Source organism: Pseudoalteromonas sp. 3J6 (assembly GCF_903995135.1).
Taxonomy (GTDB): domain Bacteria; phylum Pseudomonadota; class Gammaproteobacteria; order Enterobacterales; family Alteromonadaceae; genus Pseudoalteromonas.
Genome location: NZ_LR877185.1, coordinates 3,851,303 through 3,875,188, shown reverse-complemented (window position 1 = coordinate 3,875,188; position 23,886 = coordinate 3,851,303). Strand labels below are relative to the sequence as shown.

Sequence of the window (23,886 nt, the reverse complement as noted above, 5' to 3'; positions counted from 1 at the left end):
TTAATCTACGTAAAATTTTTGCTTAAACTTTAATGTTTGAAACTGATTACCTTGTTGGATTTCAATTTCAAAACGTAAAATTTCTTCGTTGGTGTAATCTACTTGTGCTAGGTAATAAATTGAATCGCCTTCAACGACTTCTTTAAAGTTAAGGGTTTGCTTGTTACCTAATAAGTTTTTAGCGATACCTTGTAATGTCGCTTTTTGAGCGGCTTTATCTGCATTATTTTTTAATATTGAAATATTAACAATACCTTTATAGCCACTACGCTCAAGGTCATAGGCTTTAGCTATTTGCGGTTGAATAAACGTTGATGGAAAGGCTATGTAATGAACTTGCCAAGGGCCTAGTTCTTTGTATTGGGCGCCTTGTTCTTGAGCGCTGTGTGCATTAAATGCTAAAGCGAGACAAGCAATAAAACAAAACTTTATTAAACGTTGCATGGTTAACTCCTGAGTATGTAAAAAAGAGGCGCTAGGCCTCTTTTATATTACGTTGTGCTTAAGCTAAAAGGTCCATTAGCAGCATTTGTAAAAACTGAATGCCGATGATCAGTACCAATACCGATAAGTCTAAGCCTCCTAGTGGAGGTAAGATTTTACGGATCGGCTTTAACATTGGCTCAGTAAGCTGATGGAATACCGCTTCAATTGGGTTATAGCCTTGGCTTACCCAGCTTAAAATAGCGCGGATGATTAACACCCAAAAGACTAAATTTAAACCTTCTTTTAAAACAGTTATTAGCGCCTGTATAAGCACAGGTTGAATAGCCCAAGAGCTATAAATAAGCCACATTAATGTACTTATTTTTGCCGCAGCCACTATAAATGCCAGCAATAAAGAGGCTAAATCAAGCCCGCCTAGCCCTGGAATGATTTTTCGCAGCGGGTTAACTGCAAACGAAGTGGCTTTGACCACAAATTGGCTCATCGGGTTGTAAAAGTCGGCTTTTGCCCATTGTAGCCAAAAACGCAGTAGTACCACCATTAAAAATAGATCAAACAAGGTGCTAATTAAAAATTGCATGGCATTCATAGTATAACCTTCAATAAAAAATGGTTTTAAAGTTCTTGTTCCATTTGCACTGCACGCGCAATACACGCATCCATTGCATCACCCACAGTTTGGGTTAAACCTTGCGCTTTTAAATGCTCAACAGCTGCATGCGTGGTACCGCCTTTTGAGGTTACATTGGCGCGAAGTTGCGAAATGCTAATATCTGGTTGGCTAAGTGCCATTTCAGCTGCGCCTAGCGCTGTTTGCTGTACTAAGCGACGCGCGTCTTCATCATTAAAGCCAAGTGCTTTCGCTTTTTCTTCAATCGCTTCCATAAATAAGAAAAAGTAAGCTGGCGATGAGCCTGTCACAGCAATGATATCGTTAATTTGCGATTCTTGCTCTACCCACACAACTATACCTGTACATTCAAAAACTTGTTGTACAAATTCATGTTCGCTTTGCGTTTCGCCAGCGCCATACAAGCCCGATACACCACGGCCAAGTAACGACGGTGTATTTGGCATACAACGCACCATTTTCACATCTTGGCCAAGCATTTCACGTAAGCGTTTAACGGTTAGACCTGCAGCGACTGAGATAAATAATTTATCACTAAAGTCGATGCCTGAATCTTGAAATGATTGGCACAAGTCGCCCATCATTTGTGGTTTAACAGACAGAACAATGACATCTGCATCGCGCATAGCTTCGTTATTATCACTGGTGGTTTGCACCTTAAAGTCGGATGCTACCTTGGCTAGTTTTTCTTGGTTGCGGTTAGTTGCAATAATATTGTTTGCGTTAAAGCCGTTTTTTACCATGCCACCAATGATGGCGTAGCTCATATTACCTGTGCCTATAAATGCGATTTTTTTATCTGACATATGTCTGTTATCACCTTTTAAGTTCGTGTTCCAAAAATATCTGTGCCGATCCTCACCATGGTTGAACCTGCCGCTATGGCAGTCTCTACATCGTTACTCATCCCCATCGACAACGTATCTATATGAGGATATTGGGTCTGTAGTTTATCAAAGCAAGTTTGTAATTGCTCAAAATATTGAATTTGCGTGTTAGCATCGTCACTTTTTGCAGGAATAGCCATTAGTCCGCGTAATTTTAACTGTGAACACTGACTTATAAATTGCGCTAGTTGGTCAATCTCTTCTATGGTACAGCCTGATTTAGCATCTTCTGCGCTAATATTAACTTGTATCAGTACATTAAGAGCGGGCATTTCCTGTGGACGCTGAGCGTTTAAGCGTTTTGCTATTTTTAGTCTGTCGACGCTTTGTACCCAGTCAAAATTAGCAGCCACCAAAGCGCTTTTATTTGACTGTATAGGGCCAATGAAATGCCAAACAATATCGCTAAATGTGGCTAGTTGCGCTATTTTATCTACAGCTTCTTGAACATAAGATTCACCAAATTGGCGTTGCCCTTGCTCATAAGCTGCCATAATATCAGAGGCGGGTTTGGTTTTAGATACTGCAAGTAACGTAATGTCGTTACTATTACGCTGTGCATTTTGCGCTGCCTCTGCAATTCTAGCGTAGGCGGATGCGAGTCGTTCTGCTATTGTAACCATATATTTATCAGTTAGTTGTGGAGTCATAAATGGATATCACCGAATTATTGGCATTTAGTGTGCAACATAAAGCATCAGATTTGCACTTATCATCAGGGGTGTCACCTATGATACGTGTTGATGGTGATGTGCGACGTATTAATATACCAGCACTTGGAGATAAAGAAGTCAGCAGTCTGGTTTATGACATTATGAACGATAACCAGCGTAAGGACTATGAACAAAATCTCGAAGTGGATTTTTCTTTTGAAGTCCCTAATTTAGCACGTTTTCGTGTAAATGCCTTTAACTCTAATCGTGGTCCTGCTGCCGTGTTTCGTACTATCCCGAGTGATGTATTGACACTTGAAGATTTGGGCGCGCCGGAAATATTCAAACAAATTTCAGATAACCCACGAGGCTTAGTATTAGTTACCGGCCCTACAGGCTCAGGTAAGTCGACTACACTCGCAGCCATGGTGGACTATATAAATCAAAATAAACATCATCATGTACTGACCATTGAAGATCCTATCGAATTTGTGCACGATAATAAACTCAGCTTAATTAACCAGCGTGAAGTTCACCGCGATACACATAGTTTTTCTAATGCCTTGCGAAGTGCATTGCGTGAAGACCCTGATGTTATTTTGGTAGGTGAGCTACGAGATCTAGAAACTATTCGCCTTGCTATGACTGCTGCTGAAACTGGTCACTTAGTGTTTGGCACTTTGCATACCACGTCGGCACCTAAAACCATTGACCGTATTATTGACGTATTTCCTGGTGAAGAAAAAGACATGATCCGCTCTATGCTTTCTGAATCATTGCGTGCGGTTATCTCACAAACACTGATCAAAAAGGTCGGTGGAGGGCGAGTGGCTGCACACGAAATCATGTTGGCAACGCCTGCTATTCGTAACTTAATTCGTGAAGATAAAATTGCTCAAATGTACTCATCGATTCAAACTGGTGCGTCGCAGGGCATGCAAACCATGGATCAATGTTTAACGAATCTAGTTAACCGAGGCATTATCACTCACTCAGCGGCGTATACAAAAGCACAAGATAAGACGCAGTTTAGCGCTTAAGGAATTATTATGACTTTATCTCTAAATCACTTTTTACAAATAATGATCGACAAAAAAGGCTCTGATCTATTTGTATCAAGCCAGCTGCCTATTAGCGCTAAAATTAATGGCGAGCTGATACCTCTTAATGATGACAAACTAACCGATGAGCAAGCGCTGGAATTAGTTGAATCAGCGATGAGTGAAAAGCAAAAGGCAGAGTTTCATAGCACCAAAGAGTGTAACTTTGCAATTGCAACCAGCGAAGGGCGCTTTCGTATTTCGGCTTTTTGGCAACGCGACAGAGCGGGGATGGTTATTCGCCGGATTGTGACCCAAATACCTGATGTAAAAGAACTTGGATTGCCCTCAGCGCTTACAGATGTGATTATGTCAAAGCGCGGACTGGTATTATTTGTCGGTGGTACGGGAACAGGTAAATCAACGTCTTTGGCGGCGCTTATTGGTTATAGAAATCGCAATCAACGAGGGCATATTTTAACTATAGAAGATCCAATTGAGTTTGTGCATGAACATAAAAAAAGCATTATTACTCAACGTGAAGTGGGCTTAGATACTGAAAGTTTTGAGTCAGCACTCAAAAGCTCTTTACGCCAAGCGCCTGATGTTATTTTAATTGGTGAAATTCGATCGCAAGAAACTATGGAGTATGCGTTAAGCTTTGCAGAAACTGGTCACTTATGTGTTGCCACCTTGCATGCTAACAATGCTAACCAAGCTATTGATCGTATTATGCATTTAGTGCCAAAAGAGAAGCACGATAAGCTTAAATATGATTTAGCATTAAACTTACGCGCTATTATTGCCCAGCAGCTTATCCCAACCTCTGATGGTGAGGGGCGTGCTGCTGCTATAGAGGTGTTATTGAATACGCCAATGGTGAGTGAGCTGATTAAAAACGGTAATATTGGTGCTATTAAAGAAACTATGGCTAAATCAACAGAAATGGGCATGCAGACCTTTGACCAAGCGCTGTTTGAGCTTTATAGACAGCAACGGATTAACTATGCCGATGCACTTCATCATGCAGACTCGCCAAATGATTTACGTTTAATGATAAAACTGCGTAATAACGAGCAGCAAGGGGCAGGCTTTTTGCAAGGTGTAACCATTGATGGCCTTGATGATAAAGGTAATATTACCTAAGGACAATTAACTCGTTGCTGCCTACATGGATGTAAGCCAGTAGAATAACGCAGGAGCAGTTATCGAGCCGGCTAGGTTATAAACCTCGCGCCATGATTAAATCGCCCCTTACTTGAACGAGTTTTAATCCGCAAAGGTTAATAGACCCAAATCTAAATCCACGCATAAAAAAAGCGCTTTAAGCGCTTTTTTGTTAAATCAATTTATTCGCCATAACTGGCTTCAAAAAAGCTCTCTAGAATTATCACCGCAGACATATTATCTACGTTGCCTTTACCTAAGTTTTTATAACCACCACGTTCAAACAACCGCGCTTTAGCATCAGCGGTAGTTAAGCGCTCATCTTGAGTATGAACCGCAATACCGTAATGATTATGCAATCGATTGGCGAACTTTTTGGCTTTAAAGGTGACCTCTTGAGAAGTGCCATCCATATTAAGCGGTAAGCCAACTACCATTAAGTCAGGTTGCCACTCTTTTACCTGTACAGCAATGTCATCCCAATTAGGGATGCCATCTTGAGCTTTCACCGCCTTTAGGCTGGTGGCGCTGCCTGTCAATTCTTGACCAATTGCAATACCAATGCTCTTAGTACCAAAATCAAATCCCATTACGGTGCGCTCACCTTGCGCTTTTACAGTTTTCTTAGTCATGTTTGTCTTTTATGTTATTAGGGTCTGTTAACCTTTCAAGGTTGAATTTGCAGCAGTCTGTTTGGTATTTAGGCAAGGCAGAGCCTTTGTGGTGTGGTTATTCCCCATAAATAGGCGATAACGCAGCATCAATGCCAAACAGGCGCTGCCCGAAGGGTTCTGCCTAGGGGCGATTTACTCTTTGTTGCTCGGTTTTTACTTAGCCCACTAGGTTACAAACTTCGCGCCGCGATTAAATCGCCCCTAGTTTGAACAAATTTTAATCCGCAAAGGTCAACAGACCCTAAGCATGTCCAGCTTCGGGGCTTAATTGGCTAACATCAAAACCAAGCATAGAGACTGCCATTTCCCAGCGCTTTTCCACTGGGGTATCAAAAATTATTTTGGGGTCGGCTTTTATAATCAGCCAGCTATTATCAAGTAGCTCTTGTTCTAACTGGCCTTGCTCCCAACCTGAGTAACCTAAGGTAATTATAAATTGCTCGGGTGCTTGAGCGGTAGTTAATGTGGCTAATACATCTTTTGAGGTAGTGATCATAATATCACTGCTCAATTTTTGGCTTGCCGAGTACCCAGGTTTTGGTGAATGTAGCACAAAGCCACGATCCGTTTTTACCGGCCCGCCAGCATACACTGTCACTTGCGCGGCATGTTGCGACTTATCGTTATCAATATCAATTTTGTCGAGTAGCTCACCTACGGTAACATCAATCGGCTGATTGATAACAAGTCCCATAGCGCCTTCTTCATTGTGTTCACAAATATAAGTGACCGCACGTTTAAAAAAAGGGTCTTGCATTGATGGCATTGCAATTAAAAAGTGATTTTCTAATGACTGCATAATTTTTACCCCTTTAGTTATTGAATCTTGAGTATGGCATAGTCCCATGTTTTAACACTAAAAATTTATTCAACTTTAAGCGATGACTATAGAAGCGTCAGCGCTTAAAGTTTGCTATGGCTTTAGCTAAGTTTTCTCTCTATGGCATCAAATAAAATACCGGTAATAGAAATGTCGTAAGCGGCCTCAATTTCTTTAACACAGGTTGGTGCTGTTACGTTAATTTCAGTTAACTTATCGCCAATGATATCTAAGCCAACAAATATTAAGCCTTTTTCTTTCAATGTAGGGGCAACTGCTTGAGCAATTTTAAGATCTGACTCACTAATTGGGCGTGCTTCACCACGTCCGCCGGCGGCTAAGTTACCGCGCGTTTCGCCGTTTTGTGGAATACGCGCTAAGCAATAAGGAATAACTTCACCATCAACAACCAATACGCGCTTGTCACCTTGAGTGATCTCTTCAATGTAATTTTGCGCCATCGCAAAGCGACTGCCATGCTCAGTTAAGGTTTCGCATATTACGCCAATATTGGCATCATCTGCTTTTACTCTAAAAATAGAAGCACCGCCCATACCATCCAGTGGTTTTAAAATAATATCCTTGTGCTGGGCTAAAAATTCACGGATTTGCTTTTGGCTGCGGGTAACTAATGTATCAGGTGTGTGCTCACTAAACCAAGCTGTAAATAGTTTTTCATTGGCGTCACGCAAGCTCTGTGGCTTATTAATAACTAAAGTACCCGCTTGCTCAGCACGTTCTAAAATATAGGTTGCGTAAATATATTCAGTATCAAAAGGCGGATCTTTACGCATTAAAATAACGTCTAAATCAGCCAGCGCAATGGTGGTTTTTTCTTCAAGTTGGTACCATTTTTCTGCGTTATCAAAAACCTGCGCTTTGGCTGCAGTGGCGTAGGCATTGCCTTGACGCAGCAATAAATCATCCATTTCCATGTAGTAAATTTCGTAGCCACGGGTTTGCGCTTGCATCATCATTGCAAAACCGGTGTCTTTTTTAATATTAAATCCACTAATAGGATCTGAAATAATGCCTAACTTAATTGCCATGCGCTGTGCCTTAGTTTATGTGTTTTTTACAACTGTAATCTTGATATGTGGGTGCTTTTAGTTATTTCAATTAGCTAAATCGCCAAATTGTAATTGCAGTGCGCTTAAAACGGTTAACGCTGCTGTTTCTGTGCGAAGTACCCGCGGGCCTAAGCGAATATCTACAAATTCTTGTTGCTTTGTTTGTGCTATTTCATCGTCAGTAAATCCACCCTCAGGCCCTACTAAAAAGCGCACGCCGTCATCGGGAACGGTAATGGTTTTAATACTGTGTTCGGCGCGAGGATGCAAAGTTAATTTAATGGCAGCTGTTTGCTGTTCAAGCCAGGTTTTTAAATCAACAGGTGAGTGTACTTTTGGCACAAAGTTGCGCCCAGATTGCTCTGCTGCGGCAATGGCTATTTTTTGCCATTGTTGGTGTTTTTTTTCTAAGCGGTCGCCACTTAGTTTTACGCCGCAGCGCTGGCTAAAAATAGGGGTGATTTCAGTGATCCCTAATTCAACAGACTTTTGAATGGTAAAATCCATTTTGTCACCACGGGATACGCACTGGCCTAAATGAATTTTTAATGGTGATTCAACGTCATGAGGATTAAATTCAAGCGGCATAACAACCACGCTCTTTTTACTCACCTCAATAATTTCACTTAGAAACTCTCCGCCTTCACCATTAAAAATAGAAACCTGCTCGCCCACTTTCATGCGCAACACACGGCCTATGTGCCCTGCAGCATCATCGTCAAGGTTTAAAGGAGTATTAAGGGCAATTGGTGATGATTGATAAATATGAGGCACTCGCATGGCAAATCACTTTTTTACATAGAAGTTATATCCCTCTATGGTAAGTAAGCAAAGGCTTGGGTGCAATTATTTATTTTTCATATTCAGGGACTGCAAGCTCTGTTAGTTCTTGTGCGGTTTGGGCTATATCGGTATCACAGGACAAATGATTTGAATGGCACTCTTCATTTATGGGGGTAATGTCATAGCCATGATTGGTTTGACTAATAATATAGCGTTTTTCATGTAATGAATTATAAATAAAGCGCTGTGTATCATCAGCGAGCAAATAATCTGTTTGGTTGAATAATACGCCTTGAACATTGTGGTGTTCGTGAAGGTAGCTGGCCAGTTCTGAAATACTGATTTCGTTCTCAATATCGCAATAGCAATAATCTTTAACGAGTTCATCAAACATCATTTTAACCAGCTTTTGCGTGTTCGCACCGGCTATAATGATGTCTTTTTTAGCAGCATCATTAGTATTTATGTAATACTTTACAAATGCTCGACTGAACTCGTTATCTATATCAATTAATAGATAACTTCCTGTTTTAATTGCCATATACCTAAAATCCCTGTTAATTTACCAAACAATTAAATAGGGACGTTAAGCAACGGCTAAATTTAATGAGTTTGGTACTAAATTGAAAACATACTTATTAATAAATAACCAATAGCACAAAATACAGCAAATTCAATACAGGCAATGCCAATATTATCCTGATGATCGACTTCAAGTGCGGTATCTATATTTGGCATTGAAATAATTTTTATAATATACGTTAAACAGTATAGTAACAGCCACATCACACCGCAATGCATTACCAAAGTAAATAAGTTCTCTACCATTTTACCGTTTTGAAACGCCGCACTCGATAAACCAGCATACGCAGCAAGAGCTAAGCCTATTGATTTACCCGCATAGCGAATACCAATGGAGGTGTTTTCTAAACCAAAGTTACTTTGCAATGAGGCCCCTTGGTTGGCTTTAGCAAAGCGGTTTTCGCGTATTTTACTGTCTAGGGCAAACATGCCTTGTAAAACAAAAAAGCTTACCGAGGCTATTAATAAATTACTAAAGCCTTGAGTGTGTGTCCACGTATATAAACCCAATACTAAAATGCAGTTGGCAATCAGCATGCCTGAATCAACCAGCGCCGCACAAACGTTTTGTTTTAATATAGCTGCTTCTTCATTAAAGCGGCGTAATATCCACTTACGGTGGATTAAATGTCCCATTTTTATAAACGAAAATAACAGCACAATTAACAAAATGACTTTCAGTGGATTTGATTGAGCGGTGCTAACACTAATTTCATCGAACAAAAATGCCATTGTGGCGATCACCACTGATATTTCAGAAGCAAAACTAATTCCCATTGCAAAGTTATCATGTTGCGCTAATTCTTCTTTAAGTGCTTGTTTTGCTTTTATTTGAGTCACAATTCTTAAACTGATGATAATAATACAAATAACCACAAAACTAATAGCAATCGCAACTAAACTAGTGTTAGATAATGATAAATATGACATGGTGTTCCTAAATAGATTTACCTTGATAGGTTTTTAACCATTCTAGTATGGTTATTGGTGAGATAAAAGAGGGTATTGATGAGTAACGACACGCAGCTTCCGATTGAATTACAAAAACTGGGTGAAACGCGTTTTGCAGCGCTGTATCCCGAACAACAAATCCAGCAGCAAATCGTGCGTTTATTAGCGTTAAGTGATTTTGCTTGGCGCAGTTTAAGTTCTCAACCTTCGCTATTATCTTGGTTGCTGTGCGAAGTTGAAATTAACAATAGAGAAATTTCAGATCCCTTTGCAACGCTTAATATAAATGAAGTCGAAGAGCAGCAGTGTCATCAATTACTGCGCCAATATCGCGAAAAGTACTGGCTAAAAGTCGCTTTTTTAGACTTATGTTGTGAAAACTCAATTGCGGATAGTATTAAATACATTAGTGAACTTGCCAATAAACTAATAGACAGTGCTAATCAATGGGCCTACAAAAATGTTGCTAAAACTAATGGTGAACCATTAGATGAAGACAAAAATTCTTTACCATTAATGGTACTAGGCATGGGGAAGTTAGGTGGGCAAGAACTCAATTATTCATCTGATATCGACCTTATTTTTGCATACCCCCGCAACGTTAAAACCCAAGGCGGTCGTCGCTCGCTCGAAGCATCTGTTTTTTATACTAAAGTGGCCCAAAAGCTAATTACAGCCCTGAACCAATGTACTGTGGATGGCCAAGTATTTCGGGTTGATATGCGCCTGCGTCCATTTGGTGAAAGTGGTCCGTTGGTGATGAGCTTTAATGCCATTGAAGATTACTACCAAGAGCAAGGGCGTGATTGGGAGCGCTATGCGATGTTAAAAGGGCGTTTAATTGGCACGCCTAATCGTTATTGGCAGGAGTTTAATACCTTGCTGAGACCTTTTGTTTATCGCCGCTATATTGATTTTTCGGTGATTGAATCGCTTAGAAAAATGAAACTCATGATTGCCCAAGAAGTGCGTCGTAAACGCTTAACTAATAATATTAAACTAGGTGGTGGCGGCATTCGCGAAGTTGAATTTATTGTTCAAGCATTGCAAATGGTCAGGGGCGGCAGAGAAGCAAATTTACAAACACAATCTCTATTAACTGCATTAGAGCAGCTAACAATTAGCCAAGTGATTGATGAGCATGAAGCCAGAGGGCTTAAAAATAACTACCTTTATTTGCGTAAGGTAGAGCAATACCTACAAATTTTTGATGATCAGCAAACACAAACTCTGCCTGATGATGAGCTAAATCAGCAACGGCTGAATGTATTGTTGAAGCAAGGTAATTTTGACTCAGCTATTGAAAAAATAGAACAGGTCATGGCGCAAATTAATAATGAGTTTATTCAGGTGATTGGTGAAGAAACCGAACCACTTGATACTTGTGAAGGCGCGTTTATAAGTACTTGGGATCATGGTGATGTTAGCTTTTTGAATGAACCAAGAGAAGAGTGGCAAACACCATTACATGACTTCAAACAGCGCCTATCTAAAGCCAAAGTGGGCAACCGTGGACGCGACATTCTTGATAAATTAATGCCTGCATTACTAAAACAATTAAACGACTTTAATGCTACTGCCAGTGCGTTTACAACGGTATGTCAAATACTAAATAAAATTATTTCGCGCACCGCTTATTTAGAGCTGTTGTATGAAAACCCTGGAACGTTAAAGCAGTTAGTTTTGCTCTGTTGCCATAGCAAGTGGATTGGAGAGCATATTTCATTGTATCCCATTCTACTCGATGAACTTATCGACCCTGCAGTGCTGTATAAACCGACCCCATTAACAGCGTATAAAGATGAAATAAGACAGTATTTTTTACGTATTGAACATGACGATCTTGAACAACAAATGGAAGCATTGCGTCAGTTTAAACAAACCCATCAGTTACGGATTGCTGCCGCAGATGCCACTGGCGTAATTGATGTAATGAAAGTAAGCGATCACTTAACCGCACTTGCAGAAGCGATAGTTGATCAGGCTGTTAATATTGCTTGGTATCATTGTGTTAAACGTTTTGGCATGCCACCTAATACCGATGATGAACATAAAGGCTTTGCCGTTATTGCGTATGGAAAAACCGGTGGTTTTGAGGTGGGTTATGACTCTGATCTCGATTTAGTGTTCGTGCATAACCATGACGGTACCAGCTATACCTGCGGCGACAAGGCAATTGACTCAAGGCAATTTTATTTAAAGCTAGCACAGCGTTTAATGCATTTATTTAATACCCGTACTGCCTCAGGTATTTTATATGAATTAGATACTCGACTTCGCCCAGAGGGGGCGTCAGGGTTATTAGCGATTAACTTAGAGAGTTTTAATCATTACCAACAAACTCAAGCATGGACGTGGGAGCATCAAGCTTTAGTCAGAGCGAGGCTGATTTTAGGCCAAACTGAATTAGTAACGCGTTTTGCACAAATTCGCGCCGAGATATTGTGTCAAAAACGTGATGTTGAACTGCTAAAAACCGACGTAATTAAAATGCGCGAAAAAATGCGTGGCCATTTAGCTAAAGGCAACGAGCAGCAGTTTGATTTAAAACAAGACGTGGGGGCGATGACCGATATTGAGTTTATCACCCAATATTTAGTATTAAAGTACGCTCATGAATTTACCCATTTATGCGACTATTCTGACAATGTCAGAATTTTAACGGACGCAGCTAAAATTGGTTGCATTACAGACACACAAAAACAGCAACTTATTAAAGCCTATATAGATTATCGCTCACGCTATCATGTGTTGAGCTTAGATCAGCAGGGTCGCTGCGTAAAACGTGAAGATTTTAGTGAAGATATTAAAAATGTCACGTCGATATGGCAGGCTATTTTTGAATTAAATTGAATAAATACATAGGCGCTCGATTATTATTGAGCGCCTATAAAGCCAAGGGTCTGTTGAACTTTGCGGATTGATATTTGTTCAAACTAGGGGCAATTTAATCGCGGCGCGAGGTTTGTAACCTAGTGGGCTAAGTAAGAACCGAGCAACAAAGAGTTAATTGCCCCTAGGCAGAACCCTTCGGGCAGCGCCTGTTTGGCATTTATTCCACGTTATCGCCTATTTATGGGGAATAACCACACTTCATAGGCTCTGCCTTGCCTAAATACCAAACAGACTGCTGCAAATTCAACCTTGAAAGGTCAACAGACCCTAGTTAATTACTTAGCTTTAAACAGTTTGTACGTACAAATTCAGACGGTAGCTCGGTAATAACCGCTGCGCGTTGTTTAGGGCAGAAAAACGCATACACTTCATTTGAAAAATCATCATTTATAGAGCGGCTAACGCGGTATAAAGCGGAGTTAAAACTGCTATCTATTCGAAAGTGATCCTTAACAACGTAATCTTTGTCTAAGTACCACATTAAAGTAATACCTTCGTTATTAGCATATTGGGTTAGTACGGTACGCAAGGTTGAGTCACGTTGGAAGCGACGCGGGCCTACTTCTCCACTCCAATTTAAAGGCATAGGCTCTACTACAAAAGAACGCTGGTTTAGCGCTCTGTCGAGGCTAAGATCGGGTTTTTCGAGTTCAATTACAAATTTGTCATTGTCTTTATTGACAGAAATTCTATCTCGGATTGATGCATAAAACCGCGATAACCCTTCAGCCGCAGCGTTAGTGGTTTGTTGATAATTGAGTGACGACGAACCATTTAGTAGAAAGTAAATGGCTGCACCAATTAACAATAAAGCTAAAAGTATATATCTAATCCAAAACCACATGGCTGTTACTCATCTTTGTTATTTTAATAACCCATCTTTAATAGAAAGAGGGGGCGTCTTTATCGGGTCGTGTTTTAAAACGTCTATGCAACCACATATATTGTTCAGGGGCGGCATTTATTGATTGTTCCATGCGCTGATTAACACGTGTTACATCGGCTTTATCATCGCCGCTTGGGAAGTTTTCAAGCTCAGGCACGATTTCTAAGTGGTACTTTCCGTTGTTATCCCTATAAGCAATTAAGCTCATTGTTTCGCAGTTTTTACTACCTGCAAACATTAGTGTACCAGTGGTGGTTGCTGTATCGGGTACTGCGTAAAAAGGCACAAACTCACAGCGGTTACGGCCATAATCCTGATCGGGTAAGTAATAACACAGTTTTTTATTTTTTAATGATTTTAATAATCCTTTTACGTCTTTTTTTCCAACCATGTATTCATTAGAGCGAAGACGTCCATTGGTGGTAAAGTATTCCATAAGCGGATTGTTATGCGGGCGGTAAAAGCCAATACCTTGGCACTTCAAACCCATTACACGACTTGTCATTTCAAGATGCAGTATATGTGGAACAAGTAATAAAACGCCTTTTCCTGATTGTTGTACGCGCTCAAAATGCTCAAGCCCTTTTATTGACCCGAGTACTTTTTTGACCCGCCACTGTGGCCACCACCAAGCCATGCCGGTTTCAACCATCGCAATACCGGTATTTTCCATGTTCTTAAGTACCAGCTGTTGTTGCTCGGTTTCGCTCATTGTGGGGAAACAGCGTTTAATATTAACCTCAGCAATATGCCTTCTACGCTTCATATATTTATGAACCAAGCGTCCTAGCTGCTTACCCATAGCTAATTGTAGTTTTTGCGGTAACCAAGAAATGAGATATAAAAACAAAACACCAATCCAGGTTAGCCAATAACGAGGACCTAAAAAAGAGGCTTTAAAAGGGGATGAGTTAACCACAAAAATTTCTCTAAAAATAAAAGGCTAGTTTAACGCTATGTGTTAAAAAATACAAAAAGCCAGCAAAAAGCTGGCTTTAGTGATTATTTATAATGAAGTCGTCTGCTTAGTTAACGGTATTTAAACCTTGGTTTATACCCACTAAATCTTCACGGCTCAATGTTCCTGTTGCTTGTTTTAAGCGAAGCGTTGATACAACATAACGATAACGTACATCAGCAAGGTTACGCTTTGCATTGTACAAGTTTTGCGTACTGATCAGTACATCAACGATTGTACGTGTACCTACTTCAAAACCCGCTTCAGTGGCTTTTAATGCACTTTCAGCTGAGATAACTGCTTGTTCGAGCGCTTTAAATGTTGCAATGTCAGATACCACTTGATTGTAAGAAGTAATTACAGAGCGAGTTACTGCACGATAATCGGTTTCAAAATCTTGGCTAGCAGCAACGTAAAATGCACGTGCTTGATCTGTTGCAGCAACCGTTGCGCCACCTGAGTAAAGTGGGACGCTAAAGTTTAGTCCAATAGAGGTTGAATCAGAACGAGGCTGGTCGTCAAAACTAGCGCCATTTAACTCACTATCTGTTAATGAGTCGCCGTAGCTAGCATTTAACGTTAGTTTTGGGTAATGACCTGCTTTTGCGAGTTCAATTTGTTCTTTAGCTATATCAACCGTTATTTTTGATACTTGCAGATTTAAGTTTTTGTCTTTAGCTATTTTAACTAAATCAGTTGCAGGCGTACTTGGCTTAACAGTAGAAAACGTTTTGGTGTTTAACATATCAAGCTTTGCGTGATACTTACCAGTGATCTCACGTAGCTGCTCACGGGCTGTTTCTACCGCATTATTAGCAATGATCTCTTGCGCTACTGAGTTATCAAATTGTGCTTGTGCTTCATGTACATCGGTAATAGCTGTTAAACCTACAGCGTAACGCTGTTTAGTTTGTTCAAGTTGGCGCTCAATGGCACGTTTTTCAGCTTGTACAAATTCAAGGTTATCAATAGCGCTAAGTACGTTAAAATAACCCTCAGCAACACGAACAATTAGGTTTTGCTTAGCAAAGTCGTATTGACCGCTTGCTTGAAGTGCTTGTTTGTCGGCTATACCTAATGAATTCCATGCGCCTAAATCAAATAACGTTTGGCTTAAGCTAATACCACGAGAAAACTCGTCGCTTTCAGAATTAATTTTATTAATAGAAGATAAATCTTCAGATTGTCTGAAGGAAGTTGAGTCAGACTTTGTATAACCCATAGTCAAACCAATTTGCGGTAATAATGCGCTCATAGCGCGATCGCTTTGGTATGATTGAGCATCAGCTTGGGCTTTTGCTTTTAAAACGGTAGGATCGTTGGCTGTTGCGATTTCAAAAACTTGAAGTAAATCTTCAGCATTGGCTACGGTTGAGCCCAATGCGCATGATAAACTAACCAGTGCTGCAAGGATGTTCTTTTTCATGTGATGTTCGGTCCTTAGACAATTTTTGTACTACAGGCATGTTAACCTGTTTTACTTAATAACTAAAAAAAAAATTAGTAAAACAACGTTCTCAAGTGTAACAGAATATATACCTAACACGCCTCATTCGCTCAATTTAGCGTTTTAATAGGGCTGGCAATCAAGGCGTTGATGTATCTACGCTTTCAAAAAGGAAATAAAAAACATGGCGAATAAAAGTCGTACTCAATTTACCCATGATGATGTGAGATTAAAACCGGTTGAAAATTTGTATAACGGTTTTTTTAAAATAAACCTTTATCAATTTCAGCATGCCCTGTTTGCTGGTGGAGAGTCTGAGGTTATTCGTCGAGAAATTTTAGAGCGTGGCGATGCGGTCGCGGTATTACCTTATGATCCAGTGACTGAGCAAGTATTGCTCATAGAACAAATTCGAATTGGCGCAATTAAAAGCAAACATACGCCTTGGCTGTTAGAATGTATAGCGGGTATGACCGATGACAGTGAAGATTACGAAGCGGTTGTTAAAAAAGAAGCGTTTGAAGAAGCAGGGCTTAATTTAACAGAACTTGAGTTTATGCTGTCTTACCTTTCAAGCCCCGGCGGTACTACAGAGCGTTTGTTCTTATATTTAGCTCACGCCGATTTAAGCCAAATGAGTACTGGCATTTATGGGTTAGAAACAGAAGGTGAAGATATTAAAACCCATATTATGCACGTAGACGAAGCACAGCAGCGACTTAATAGTGGTGAAATAGATAATGCCGCTACCGTAATTAGCTTGCAATGGTTAGCGCTAAATCGCGATAAGATACGTAAAAAGTGGGCATAGTTTTTAATTTTTAATAGTAATGGCGGTATTTTGACAGCAATTTTAACCACTAATCGGTACATTCAAAGCCTTCCAAAGTATTTAACGCTTTGTGAGCACAATTACGTACGCCTTTTAAAATTACTGCCTCATGATCGAGTGATTGGCAATGTAAGAGAAATTAAATTAGGCCACAGTGAATTTGCAATTCACATAGATGATAGTGCCAAATACACACTCGATGTGTCTATTAAACAGTTAAATGGCATGCTCGTTGGCATTGCTCCGTTGTATTTAACGGTACGTTTGTACAATGATGCGAAGGTGGCTGAAATTGTTCATCATGACTACCACCAACGAATAAAGCCTTCATATGGTTACCCTAACCCAAAAATGCATCAAAAAGATGAAAAGTATCAGTTAAATGCTTTTTTATATGATTGGTTAGTAGCGTGTGTTGAAAAAGGTCAATCAACACTTAATTGGGATGTAAATAATGGCTTGGTTTGATGACACTTATTATTTTGAACAAACTACGCTTCGAATTGCACATCTAACTGATTGCCACCTTTTTAGTAATAAAGATGCTGAATACTTTGGCGTTAATACAGCAGAACATTTTGTTAAAGCATTAGCTGATATAGCAAAGCAGCAGCCGGATGCGTTGATATTTGGTGGAGACCTAACACAAGATCACAGCTTTAATTCGTATTTATTATTTGCAGAACTTATTCATAATAGTGACGTTGATTGCCCTGTATTTTGGGTACCTGGTAACCATGATGAGATTGAACAGCTTAATTTAATTAGTGGTGGACAAATACAACACGCTAAACACATAGTGGCACAAGGAATTGAGCTAATATTAATTAACTCTAAAGGTGATACACCAGCAGGGTGGGTTAGCGCCACACATTTGGATGAAATTATGGCGTGCTTAGTTAATTCAAGCAATCGCCACATTGCATTTTGTCATCACAACCCATTGCCTATTAATGGCTACCTAGATAAACATATGCTAGAAAATGGGCCGCAACTATTAAATTTATTAGTTAATAATGGCCGCGTTGATGCGCTGTTTCATGGGCATGTTCACAATGACTACCAACAGCAGTTTAGAGGGCTTAATGTGTACGCCACTCCTGCAAGTTGCGTGCAGTTTAGTAAACACAGTGAGACTTGGCAGCAAGAAAATAAAGGGTCAGCTTATCGCATGCTGTATTTAAATGCTGAGCAACAACAGCTGCACATACACTCGGACGTGGTATGGTTAAACGGGTAATTTATATTCACGGTTTTAATAGCTCTGAAAAATCATATAAAGCTGTGCGCTTTGGTGAGCTTATGGCACACTATGATGTTGATTATTGTGTGCCGCGCTTAAATCATGAGCCTGTAGAGGCTATTATAGCGCTTGAGCAACTATTAACACCGAATACCGTATTATTGGGCAGCTCGCTAGGTGGTTTTTTTGCCACGTATTTATCGCAGCGTTATCAAATTCCTGCGGTGGTAATTAATCCTGCCGTTGCCCCATATACATTATTAGAGCCTATACTTGGGCCTAATTATAATCCGTATCAAGATTATAATTACCAATTACAATCTCGTCATATAGATGCGTTAAAAGCATTAACGGTGACAGAGTTAAAACACCCTGAGCTGTTGTATTTATTACAGCAAACAGGGGATGAAGTGTTAAATTTTCAGCACGCAATAAAGTATTACTCACAATGTAAACAGTTAATTGAATTTGGCGGCGATCATAGCTTTAATGGCTTTGAGAGAGCTTTTTCAAGCATTGTCGATTTTCTTAAAATCAGATATTAGCGTATATAAAGATAAAAACTATGACTCAACAAAATTATAACGCCGAAGCCATTGAAGTACTTAATGGATTAGAGCCGGTAAAACGCCGCCCTGGCATGTATACAGATACCACAAGGCCAAACCATTTAGGCCAAGAGGTAATTGATAACAGTGTTGATGAAGCAATGGCTGGGCACGCAACACGTATTGATGTCATTTTACATGAAGATAATTCGCTTGAGGTGAGTGACGATGGCCGAGGTATGCCAATTGACATTCACCCAGAAGAAGGTATTCCAGGAGTTGAGTTAATATTTACTAAGCTGCATGCCGGCGGTAAGTTTTCAAACAAAAACTATCAATTTTCTGGTGGCTTGCATGGCGTAGGTATCTCGGTTGTTAATGCGCTATCTACCCGCGTGGAAGTAACGGTTCGCCGTGATGCACAGCAATTTAGAATGGCTTTTGAGCATGGCGATAAAGTTGAAGATTTAAATGTGGTTGGTTCAGTGGGTAAACGCAACACCGGTACTACGGTACGTTTTTGGCCAGACACCAGCTATTTTGACTCTGCTAATTTTTCTTTGACTAAGCTTAATCACTTATTAAAGGCCAAAGCGGTTTTATGCCCAGGTTTGCGTATTAAGTTTGTAAATAAACAAACGAAAGAAACCCAAGAATGGTTTTATGAAACAGGCTTAAAAGATTACTTAATTGAAGCCGTTAAAGGTTACGAAATACTACCTAAAGACCCATTTGTGGGTGAGTTTTCAAGTTCTATTGAAGGCGCTGATTGGGCGGTAGTATGGATGCCTGAAGGTGGTGAGTCGATAGCCGAAAGTTATGTAAACTTAATTCCTACCGCGCAAGGGGGCACCCATGTAAATGGTCTGCGCCAAGGTTTACTTGAAGCAATGCGTGAATTTTGTGAGTTTAGAAATTTATTACCACGTGGCGTAAAGCTTACCCCAGATGATATTTGGGAACGTTGTAGCTATGTGTTATCGGTTAAAATGCAAGACCCACAATTTGCAGGGCAAACCAAAGAGAAACTCTCATCACGTTCATGTGCTGCGTTTGTATCGGGTGTAGTAAAAGATGCCTTTAGCCTATGGCTAAATGAGCACACTGACACCGCAGAGCTACTTTCTGAATTATGTATTTCTAATGCACAGCGTCGCTTACGTGCGGCTAAAAAAGTAGTACGTAAGCGAGTTACATCAGGCCCAGCATTACCAGGCAAGCTTACCGACTGTAGCGCTGCGGATAATGACCGTACAGAATTGTTTTTAGTAGAGGGTGATTCTGCAGGCGGCTCGGCAAAGCAAGCACGAGATCGTGAGTTCCAAGCAATTATGCCGCTAAGAGGTAAAATTTTAAATACTTGGGAGGTTGAGTCAGGGCAAATTTTGGCCTCTCAAGAGGTGCACGATATTTCAGTTGCGCTAGGTATAGACCCAGACTCAGCCGATATGTCGGGACTACGTTATAATAAAATTTGTATATTAGCGGATGCTGATTCCGATGGACTGCATATTGCCACCTTACTATGTGCCTTATTTGTGCGACATTTTCCACAGTTGGTTAAAACCGGCCATGTGTATGTTGCTATGCCACCGTTATTTAGAATTGATATTGGCAAAGATGTTTACTATGCGCTGGATGAAGATGAAAAAACCGGCATTTTAGCGCGCATAGAAGCAGAGAAAAAGCGTGGCAAAGTAAACGTACAACGCTTTAAAGGTTTGGGTGAAATGAACCCGCTACAATTGCGTGAAACAACCATGGATCCAAATACTCGCCGTTTAGTACAGCTTACTCTTGATGAAGAGCAGCAAACAATGGAAATGATGGATATGCTACTCGCTAAAAAGCGCTCATCAGATCGCCGTCAATGGTTAGAAGATCACGGTAACAAGGCACAAGTTTAATAAGCCTTTGGGCTTAAAGCAGGAGAGGCAAATGAATAAGTTATTTAGCACACTGTTGTTACTGGGTTTAATATCATCGCCAGTGATGGCGAAAAGTATACTCGACAAGCTGACCGCTGCACCGGGTTTTGAAATCAGCTTATTTGCTGATGATGTTGAAAATGCACGGCAAATTGCAGTATCAAGCCGAGGTATTGTGTATGCAGGTTCTCGTAAGGCGGGCAATGTGTATGCACTGATTGACCATAACAGCGATGGCGTGGCAGATAAAAAAATAGTGATTGCAGAGGGATTAAATATGCCCTCGGGATTAGCAATTAAAGGCGGTGACTTATATGTCGGTGAAGTGCACCGGATTATTCGTTTTAAAAATATCGATAAACACCTCAAAAACCCTGAGTATGAAGTGTTTTATAGCGATTTACCGTCAGAGCGTCATCATGGTTGGAAATTTTTGCGTTTTGCACCAAACGGCCAGCTGATAATTCCTGTGGGCGTACCGTGTAATATTTGTGAGGAAGATGCTCGCTTTGGCCGTATTTTTTCGTTAAATACCGATACCAAAGAAATAACGACTTTAGCCAAAGGTGTACGTAATACGGTGGGTTTTGACTTTCATCCTAGTACGCAAATGCTATGGTTTAGCGATAACGGCCGCGACATGATGGGGGATGATATTCCTCCCGATGAGCTAAACCGAGTCACTAAGGAAGAAGAGCACTTTGGTTTTCCATACGTGCATGGTGGCGTTATTGTTGATCCTGAGTTTGGTGAAGGCAAAAATATTGCTAGTTACACTCAACCTGCATTGGCATTGGGTGCGCATGTTGCGCCACTAGGTATTCATTTTTATACCGGCAAACAGTTCCCAGATAGCTACAAACAACAGTTGTTTGTTGCTGAGCATGGTTCATGGAATCGCTCTAAAAAGGTCGGTTATAAAGTGGCTGTGGCAACCATAGAAAATGCCAAAGTAACTAAATATACGCCATTGATCACCGGCTTTATGCAAGACGAAACGACATTTGGACGCCCTGTTGCATTTGCACAATTAAATGATGGCAGTCTATTGGTAAGCGATGATTACGCAAACGTAATTTACCGCGTAAGCTATAAGAAAAACTAGGTAAGCTTTAATGAGTGATACAGATACCTTGCTAATGCAAGGAATTGAACAGCAAACAATGGGGCGTTTTACCGAAGACGCCTATTTAAATTATTCAATGTACGTGATCATGGATCGTGCCTTACCGCACGTTGGTGACGGCTTAAAACCCGTTCAGCGTCGTATTATTTATGCGATGAGTGAATTGGGATTATCGGCAAGTGCTAAATACAAAAAATCAGCCCGTACCGTGGGTGATGTATTAGGTAAATACCATCCTCATGGTGATAGTGCCTGTTATGAAGCCATGGTACTTATGGCGCAGCCGTTTTCTTATCGCTACCCGTTAGTTGATGGTCAGGGTAACTGGGGTGCAGCTGACGATCCTAAGTCGTTTGCGGCAATGCGTTATACTGAAGCGCGTTTATCTAAATTCTCTGAAGTATTACTTAAAGAGTTAGGCCAAGGGACCGTTGATTGGACGCCAAACTTCGACGGCACCATGGATGAGCCTTTAGTATTGCCATCGCGCTTACCGCATATATTACTTAATGGTGTCACCGGTATTGCGGTAGGTATGGCAACCGATATACCGCCGCATAATGTGCGTGAAGTAGCCAGTGCCTGTTGTTTATTACTTGATAAACCAAAAACAGAGCTCGAAGAGTTACTGGATTTAGTACATGCGCCAGATTACCCAACTGATGCTGAAATAATTACGCCAAAAGCTGATATTCACAAAATTTATAAAACTGGCCGTGGCTCAATTAAAATGCGCGCTGTGTATTGTGAAGAGCAAGGCGATATAGTTATTACTGCGTTACCGCATCAATGTTCGGGTGCAAAAGTACTTGAGCAAATTGCAGCGCAAATGAATGCTAAAAAGTTGCCAATGGTAGCCGATTTACGTGATGAATCTGATCATGAAAATCCGACCCGCATTGTGATTGTGCCGCGTTCAAACCGAATTAAAGCTGAGCCATTAATGGCACACTTATTTGCCACCACCGATCTTGAAAAAAATTACCGCGTCAATTTAAATATGCTCGGCTTAGATGGCCGTCCACAGGTTAAAGATTTACGGAGTATTTTAACAGAGTGGTTAACCTTTAGACGCGAAACGGTACGTCGTCGCTTGCAATATCGACTTGATAAAGTGCTGGCACGATTACATATTTTAGAAGGTTTACTAGCTGCCTTTTTAAATATTGATGAAGTTATAGAAATCATCCGCTCTGAAGATAAGCCTAAACCAATATTGATGGAGCGCTTTGATTTAACCGATATTCAAGCAGAAGCCATTTTAGAATTAAAACTTCGCCATTTGGCAAAACTTGAAGAGTTTAAAATTCGTGGTGAGCAAGATGAATTGGCGAAAGAGCGTGACAAATTAGAGCAAACACTGGGCTCAGACCGTCGCATGTCGACCTTATTGAAAAAAGAAATTCAAGAAGCTGCAGAAATGTATGGTGATGATCGCCGCTCGCCTGTGATTGAGCGTGTAGAAGCCAAAGCACTGAGCGAAAAAGATTTAATACCATCAGAGTCAGTAACCGTGGTGCTATCAGATAAAGGCTGGGCACGTGTTGGTAAGGGGCATGACTTAGATGTGGAAGGATTAAATTACAGAGCTGGTGATGGCTATAGAGCATCAGCTCGAGGTAAAAGTAATCAACCAGCGGTATTTTTAGATTCAGCAGGGCGTGCATTTGCCACTGATGCTCACAGTCTCCCTTCAGCGCGAAGCCAAGGCGAGCCAATGACAGGGCGCTTTAATCTAACCTCAGGCGCAAGCTTTGAGCACGTAGTTATGGGTGAAGACACTCAAGTGTTGTTAATGGCCTCCGACGCTGGTTATGGCTTTATTACTGACTTTAAAGATTTAGTGAGTAAAAACAAAAACGGTAAAGCGTTAGTGAGTGTGCCAAAAGGTGGTGTATTACTTTCTCCAATTCGCGTTAACGACGTGGCTACTGACTACTGTATGGCTATTTCTAACGAAGGGCGGATGTTGTTATTCCCACTGCGAGACCTCCCTAAGCTAGGTAAGGGTAAGGGCAATAAAATTATTTCTATTCCGGGTGCGAAAGTGCAAGCCCGCGAAGAGTTTGTAAAAGTATTAGCTGTTGTGCCGCAAGGCAGCAGTGTAACGCTGCATGCAGGTAAGCGTAAGCTGACCCTTAAACCAAGCGATCTTGAGCATTACCATGGCGAGCGAGGCCGCAGAGGGAATAAGTTACCTCGTGGTTTACAGCGCGTAGATGAAGCTGTGGTAGAGTTAACACCGCAGCAAGTAGATGAACCAAGCTCAGACGCATAGCCAAGTTAATCCTGAGATCAAATTAGATGAAATTAGAAAA

23 protein-coding genes are annotated in these 23,886 nt (G+C 40.7%); 10 read left to right on the top strand and 13 right to left on the bottom strand.

Features of this window, described 5'->3' with window-relative positions; genetic code table 11:
- The 4 genes from P3J6_RS17760 to P3J6_RS17745 are packed head-to-tail and all read right to left on the bottom strand — an operon-like array spanning window position 1 to window position 2,615.
- Window positions 1-444 (bottom strand): DUF4426 domain-containing protein, encoded by a 444-nt coding sequence (locus P3J6_RS17760; RefSeq protein ID WP_055012523.1) that lies wholly within the window; start codon window positions 442-444, stop codon window positions 1-3.
- A 58-nt stretch (window positions 445-502) separates the two neighbouring features.
- A complete protein-coding gene (locus tag P3J6_RS17755; RefSeq protein WP_008113334.1) occupies window positions 503-1,036 on the bottom strand; it encodes a YggT family protein in 534 nt (177 codons plus the stop codon).
- A gap of 26 nt (window positions 1,037-1,062) precedes the next feature.
- Window positions 1,063-1,884, bottom strand: a complete 822-nt coding sequence (gene proC, locus P3J6_RS17750; RefSeq protein WP_138609266.1) for a pyrroline-5-carboxylate reductase — start codon at window positions 1,882-1,884, stop codon at window positions 1,063-1,065.
- 17 nt (window positions 1,885-1,901) lie between these two features.
- Window positions 1,902-2,615, bottom strand: a complete 714-nt coding sequence (locus tag P3J6_RS17745) for a YggS family pyridoxal phosphate-dependent enzyme (protein WP_198523683.1) — start codon at window positions 2,613-2,615, stop codon at window positions 1,902-1,904.
- Between the two features lie 2 nt (window positions 2,616-2,617).
- On the opposite strand from P3J6_RS17745, the gene P3J6_RS17740 reads away from it, so the two are divergent.
- Both P3J6_RS17740 and P3J6_RS17735 read left to right on the top strand, forming a co-directional pair.
- The gene (locus P3J6_RS17740) at window positions 2,618-3,658 is read left to right on the top strand and encodes a type IV pilus twitching motility protein PilT (RefSeq protein ID WP_010391590.1); all 1,041 of its coding nucleotides are present in this window, start codon (window positions 2,618-2,620) and stop codon (window positions 3,656-3,658) included.
- 9 nt (window positions 3,659-3,667) lie between these two features.
- Entirely contained in the window at window positions 3,668-4,804 is a 1,137-nt protein-coding gene (locus P3J6_RS17735) for a PilT/PilU family type 4a pilus ATPase (protein ID WP_198523682.1), read from the top strand.
- A gap of 203 nt (window positions 4,805-5,007) precedes the next feature.
- On the opposite strand, the gene ruvX is transcribed toward P3J6_RS17735, so the two are convergent.
- The 6 genes from ruvX to P3J6_RS17705 form a co-directional block, all read right to left on the bottom strand.
- Window positions 5,008-5,457 carry a Holliday junction resolvase RuvX gene (gene ruvX, locus P3J6_RS17730; protein WP_010391588.1) on the bottom strand — a complete coding sequence of 150 codons (450 nt, stop codon included), beginning with the start codon at window positions 5,455-5,457 and terminating at the stop codon, window positions 5,008-5,010.
- Between the two features lie 283 nt (window positions 5,458-5,740).
- A complete protein-coding gene (locus P3J6_RS17725) occupies window positions 5,741-6,298 on the bottom strand; it encodes a YqgE/AlgH family protein (protein ID WP_010391585.1) in 558 nt (185 codons plus the stop codon).
- A 122-nt stretch (window positions 6,299-6,420) separates the two neighbouring features.
- The gene (gene gshB, locus P3J6_RS17720) at window positions 6,421-7,368 is read right to left on the bottom strand and encodes a glutathione synthase (protein WP_198523681.1); all 948 of its coding nucleotides are present in this window, start codon (window positions 7,366-7,368) and stop codon (window positions 6,421-6,423) included.
- A 66-nt stretch (window positions 7,369-7,434) separates the two neighbouring features.
- Complete coding sequence (gene rsmE / locus P3J6_RS17715) at window positions 7,435-8,169, bottom strand: 16S rRNA (uracil(1498)-N(3))-methyltransferase (protein ID WP_010391583.1); 735 nt, start codon at window positions 8,167-8,169, stop codon at window positions 7,435-7,437.
- Window positions 8,170-8,239: 70 nt separating this feature from the next.
- Window positions 8,240-8,713, bottom strand: a complete 474-nt coding sequence (locus tag P3J6_RS17710) for a hypothetical protein (RefSeq protein WP_198523680.1) — start codon at window positions 8,711-8,713, stop codon at window positions 8,240-8,242.
- A gap of 77 nt (window positions 8,714-8,790) precedes the next feature.
- On the bottom strand, window positions 8,791-9,684 hold the full coding sequence (locus P3J6_RS17705) for a DUF350 domain-containing protein (protein ID WP_138609475.1): 894 nt from the start codon (window positions 9,682-9,684) through the stop codon (window positions 8,791-8,793).
- A 78-nt stretch (window positions 9,685-9,762) separates the two neighbouring features.
- Between P3J6_RS17705 and glnE the strand changes: the two genes are divergently transcribed.
- Window positions 9,763-12,558: a bifunctional [glutamate--ammonia ligase]-adenylyl-L-tyrosine phosphorylase/[glutamate--ammonia-ligase] adenylyltransferase gene (gene glnE / locus P3J6_RS17700; RefSeq protein ID WP_198523679.1), complete on the top strand. Its 2,796-nt coding sequence runs from the start codon at window positions 9,763-9,765 to the stop codon at window positions 12,556-12,558.
- 313 nt (window positions 12,559-12,871) lie between these two features.
- On the opposite strand, the gene P3J6_RS17695 is transcribed toward glnE, so the two are convergent.
- The 3 genes from P3J6_RS17695 to tolC all read right to left on the bottom strand — a co-directional run bounded on the left by P3J6_RS17695 (window position 12,872) and on the right by tolC (window position 15,870).
- Complete coding sequence (locus tag P3J6_RS17695) at window positions 12,872-13,444, bottom strand: toxin co-regulated pilus biosynthesis Q family protein (RefSeq protein WP_010391576.1); 573 nt, start codon at window positions 13,442-13,444, stop codon at window positions 12,872-12,874.
- Window positions 13,445-13,481: 37 nt separating this feature from the next.
- Complete coding sequence (gene lpxL / locus P3J6_RS17690; RefSeq protein ID WP_054201907.1) at window positions 13,482-14,405, bottom strand: LpxL/LpxP family Kdo(2)-lipid IV(A) lauroyl/palmitoleoyl acyltransferase; 924 nt, start codon at window positions 14,403-14,405, stop codon at window positions 13,482-13,484.
- Window positions 14,406-14,511: 106 nt separating this feature from the next.
- A complete protein-coding gene (tolC, locus tag P3J6_RS17685) occupies window positions 14,512-15,870 on the bottom strand; it encodes an outer membrane channel protein TolC (protein WP_198523678.1) in 1,359 nt (452 codons plus the stop codon).
- Between the two features lie 205 nt (window positions 15,871-16,075).
- On the opposite strand from tolC, the gene P3J6_RS17680 reads away from it, so the two are divergent.
- Genes P3J6_RS17680 through parC form a run of 7 tightly spaced genes read left to right on the top strand, consistent with a single transcriptional unit; the run spans window position 16,076 to window position 23,846 of the window.
- Complete coding sequence (locus tag P3J6_RS17680) at window positions 16,076-16,702, top strand: NUDIX domain-containing protein (RefSeq protein WP_198523677.1); 627 nt, start codon at window positions 16,076-16,078, stop codon at window positions 16,700-16,702.
- Window positions 16,703-16,732: 30 nt separating this feature from the next.
- Entirely contained in the window at window positions 16,733-17,191 is a 459-nt protein-coding gene (locus P3J6_RS17675) for a DUF1249 domain-containing protein (RefSeq protein WP_198523676.1), read from the top strand.
- Complete coding sequence (locus P3J6_RS17670) at window positions 17,178-17,963, top strand: metallophosphoesterase (RefSeq protein ID WP_198523675.1); 786 nt, start codon at window positions 17,178-17,180, stop codon at window positions 17,961-17,963. Before P3J6_RS17675 ends, P3J6_RS17670 begins: the two co-directional genes overlap by 14 nt.
- Window positions 17,948-18,511: a YqiA/YcfP family alpha/beta fold hydrolase gene (locus P3J6_RS17665; RefSeq protein WP_010391565.1), complete on the top strand. Its 564-nt coding sequence runs from the start codon at window positions 17,948-17,950 to the stop codon at window positions 18,509-18,511. The genes P3J6_RS17670 and P3J6_RS17665 overlap by 16 nt, the downstream gene beginning before the upstream one ends.
- A gap of 20 nt (window positions 18,512-18,531) precedes the next feature.
- Window positions 18,532-20,421 carry a DNA topoisomerase IV subunit B gene (gene parE, locus P3J6_RS17660; RefSeq protein WP_198523674.1) on the top strand — a complete coding sequence of 630 codons (1,890 nt, stop codon included), beginning with the start codon at window positions 18,532-18,534 and terminating at the stop codon, window positions 20,419-20,421.
- Between the two features lie 31 nt (window positions 20,422-20,452).
- Window positions 20,453-21,547 carry a PQQ-dependent sugar dehydrogenase gene (locus tag P3J6_RS17655; protein ID WP_198523673.1) on the top strand — a complete coding sequence of 365 codons (1,095 nt, stop codon included), beginning with the start codon at window positions 20,453-20,455 and terminating at the stop codon, window positions 21,545-21,547.
- 10 nt (window positions 21,548-21,557) lie between these two features.
- A complete protein-coding gene (parC, locus tag P3J6_RS17650; protein ID WP_138608435.1) occupies window positions 21,558-23,846 on the top strand; it encodes a DNA topoisomerase IV subunit A in 2,289 nt (762 codons plus the stop codon).
- The last annotated feature ends 40 nt before the right edge of the window (window positions 23,847-23,886 follow it).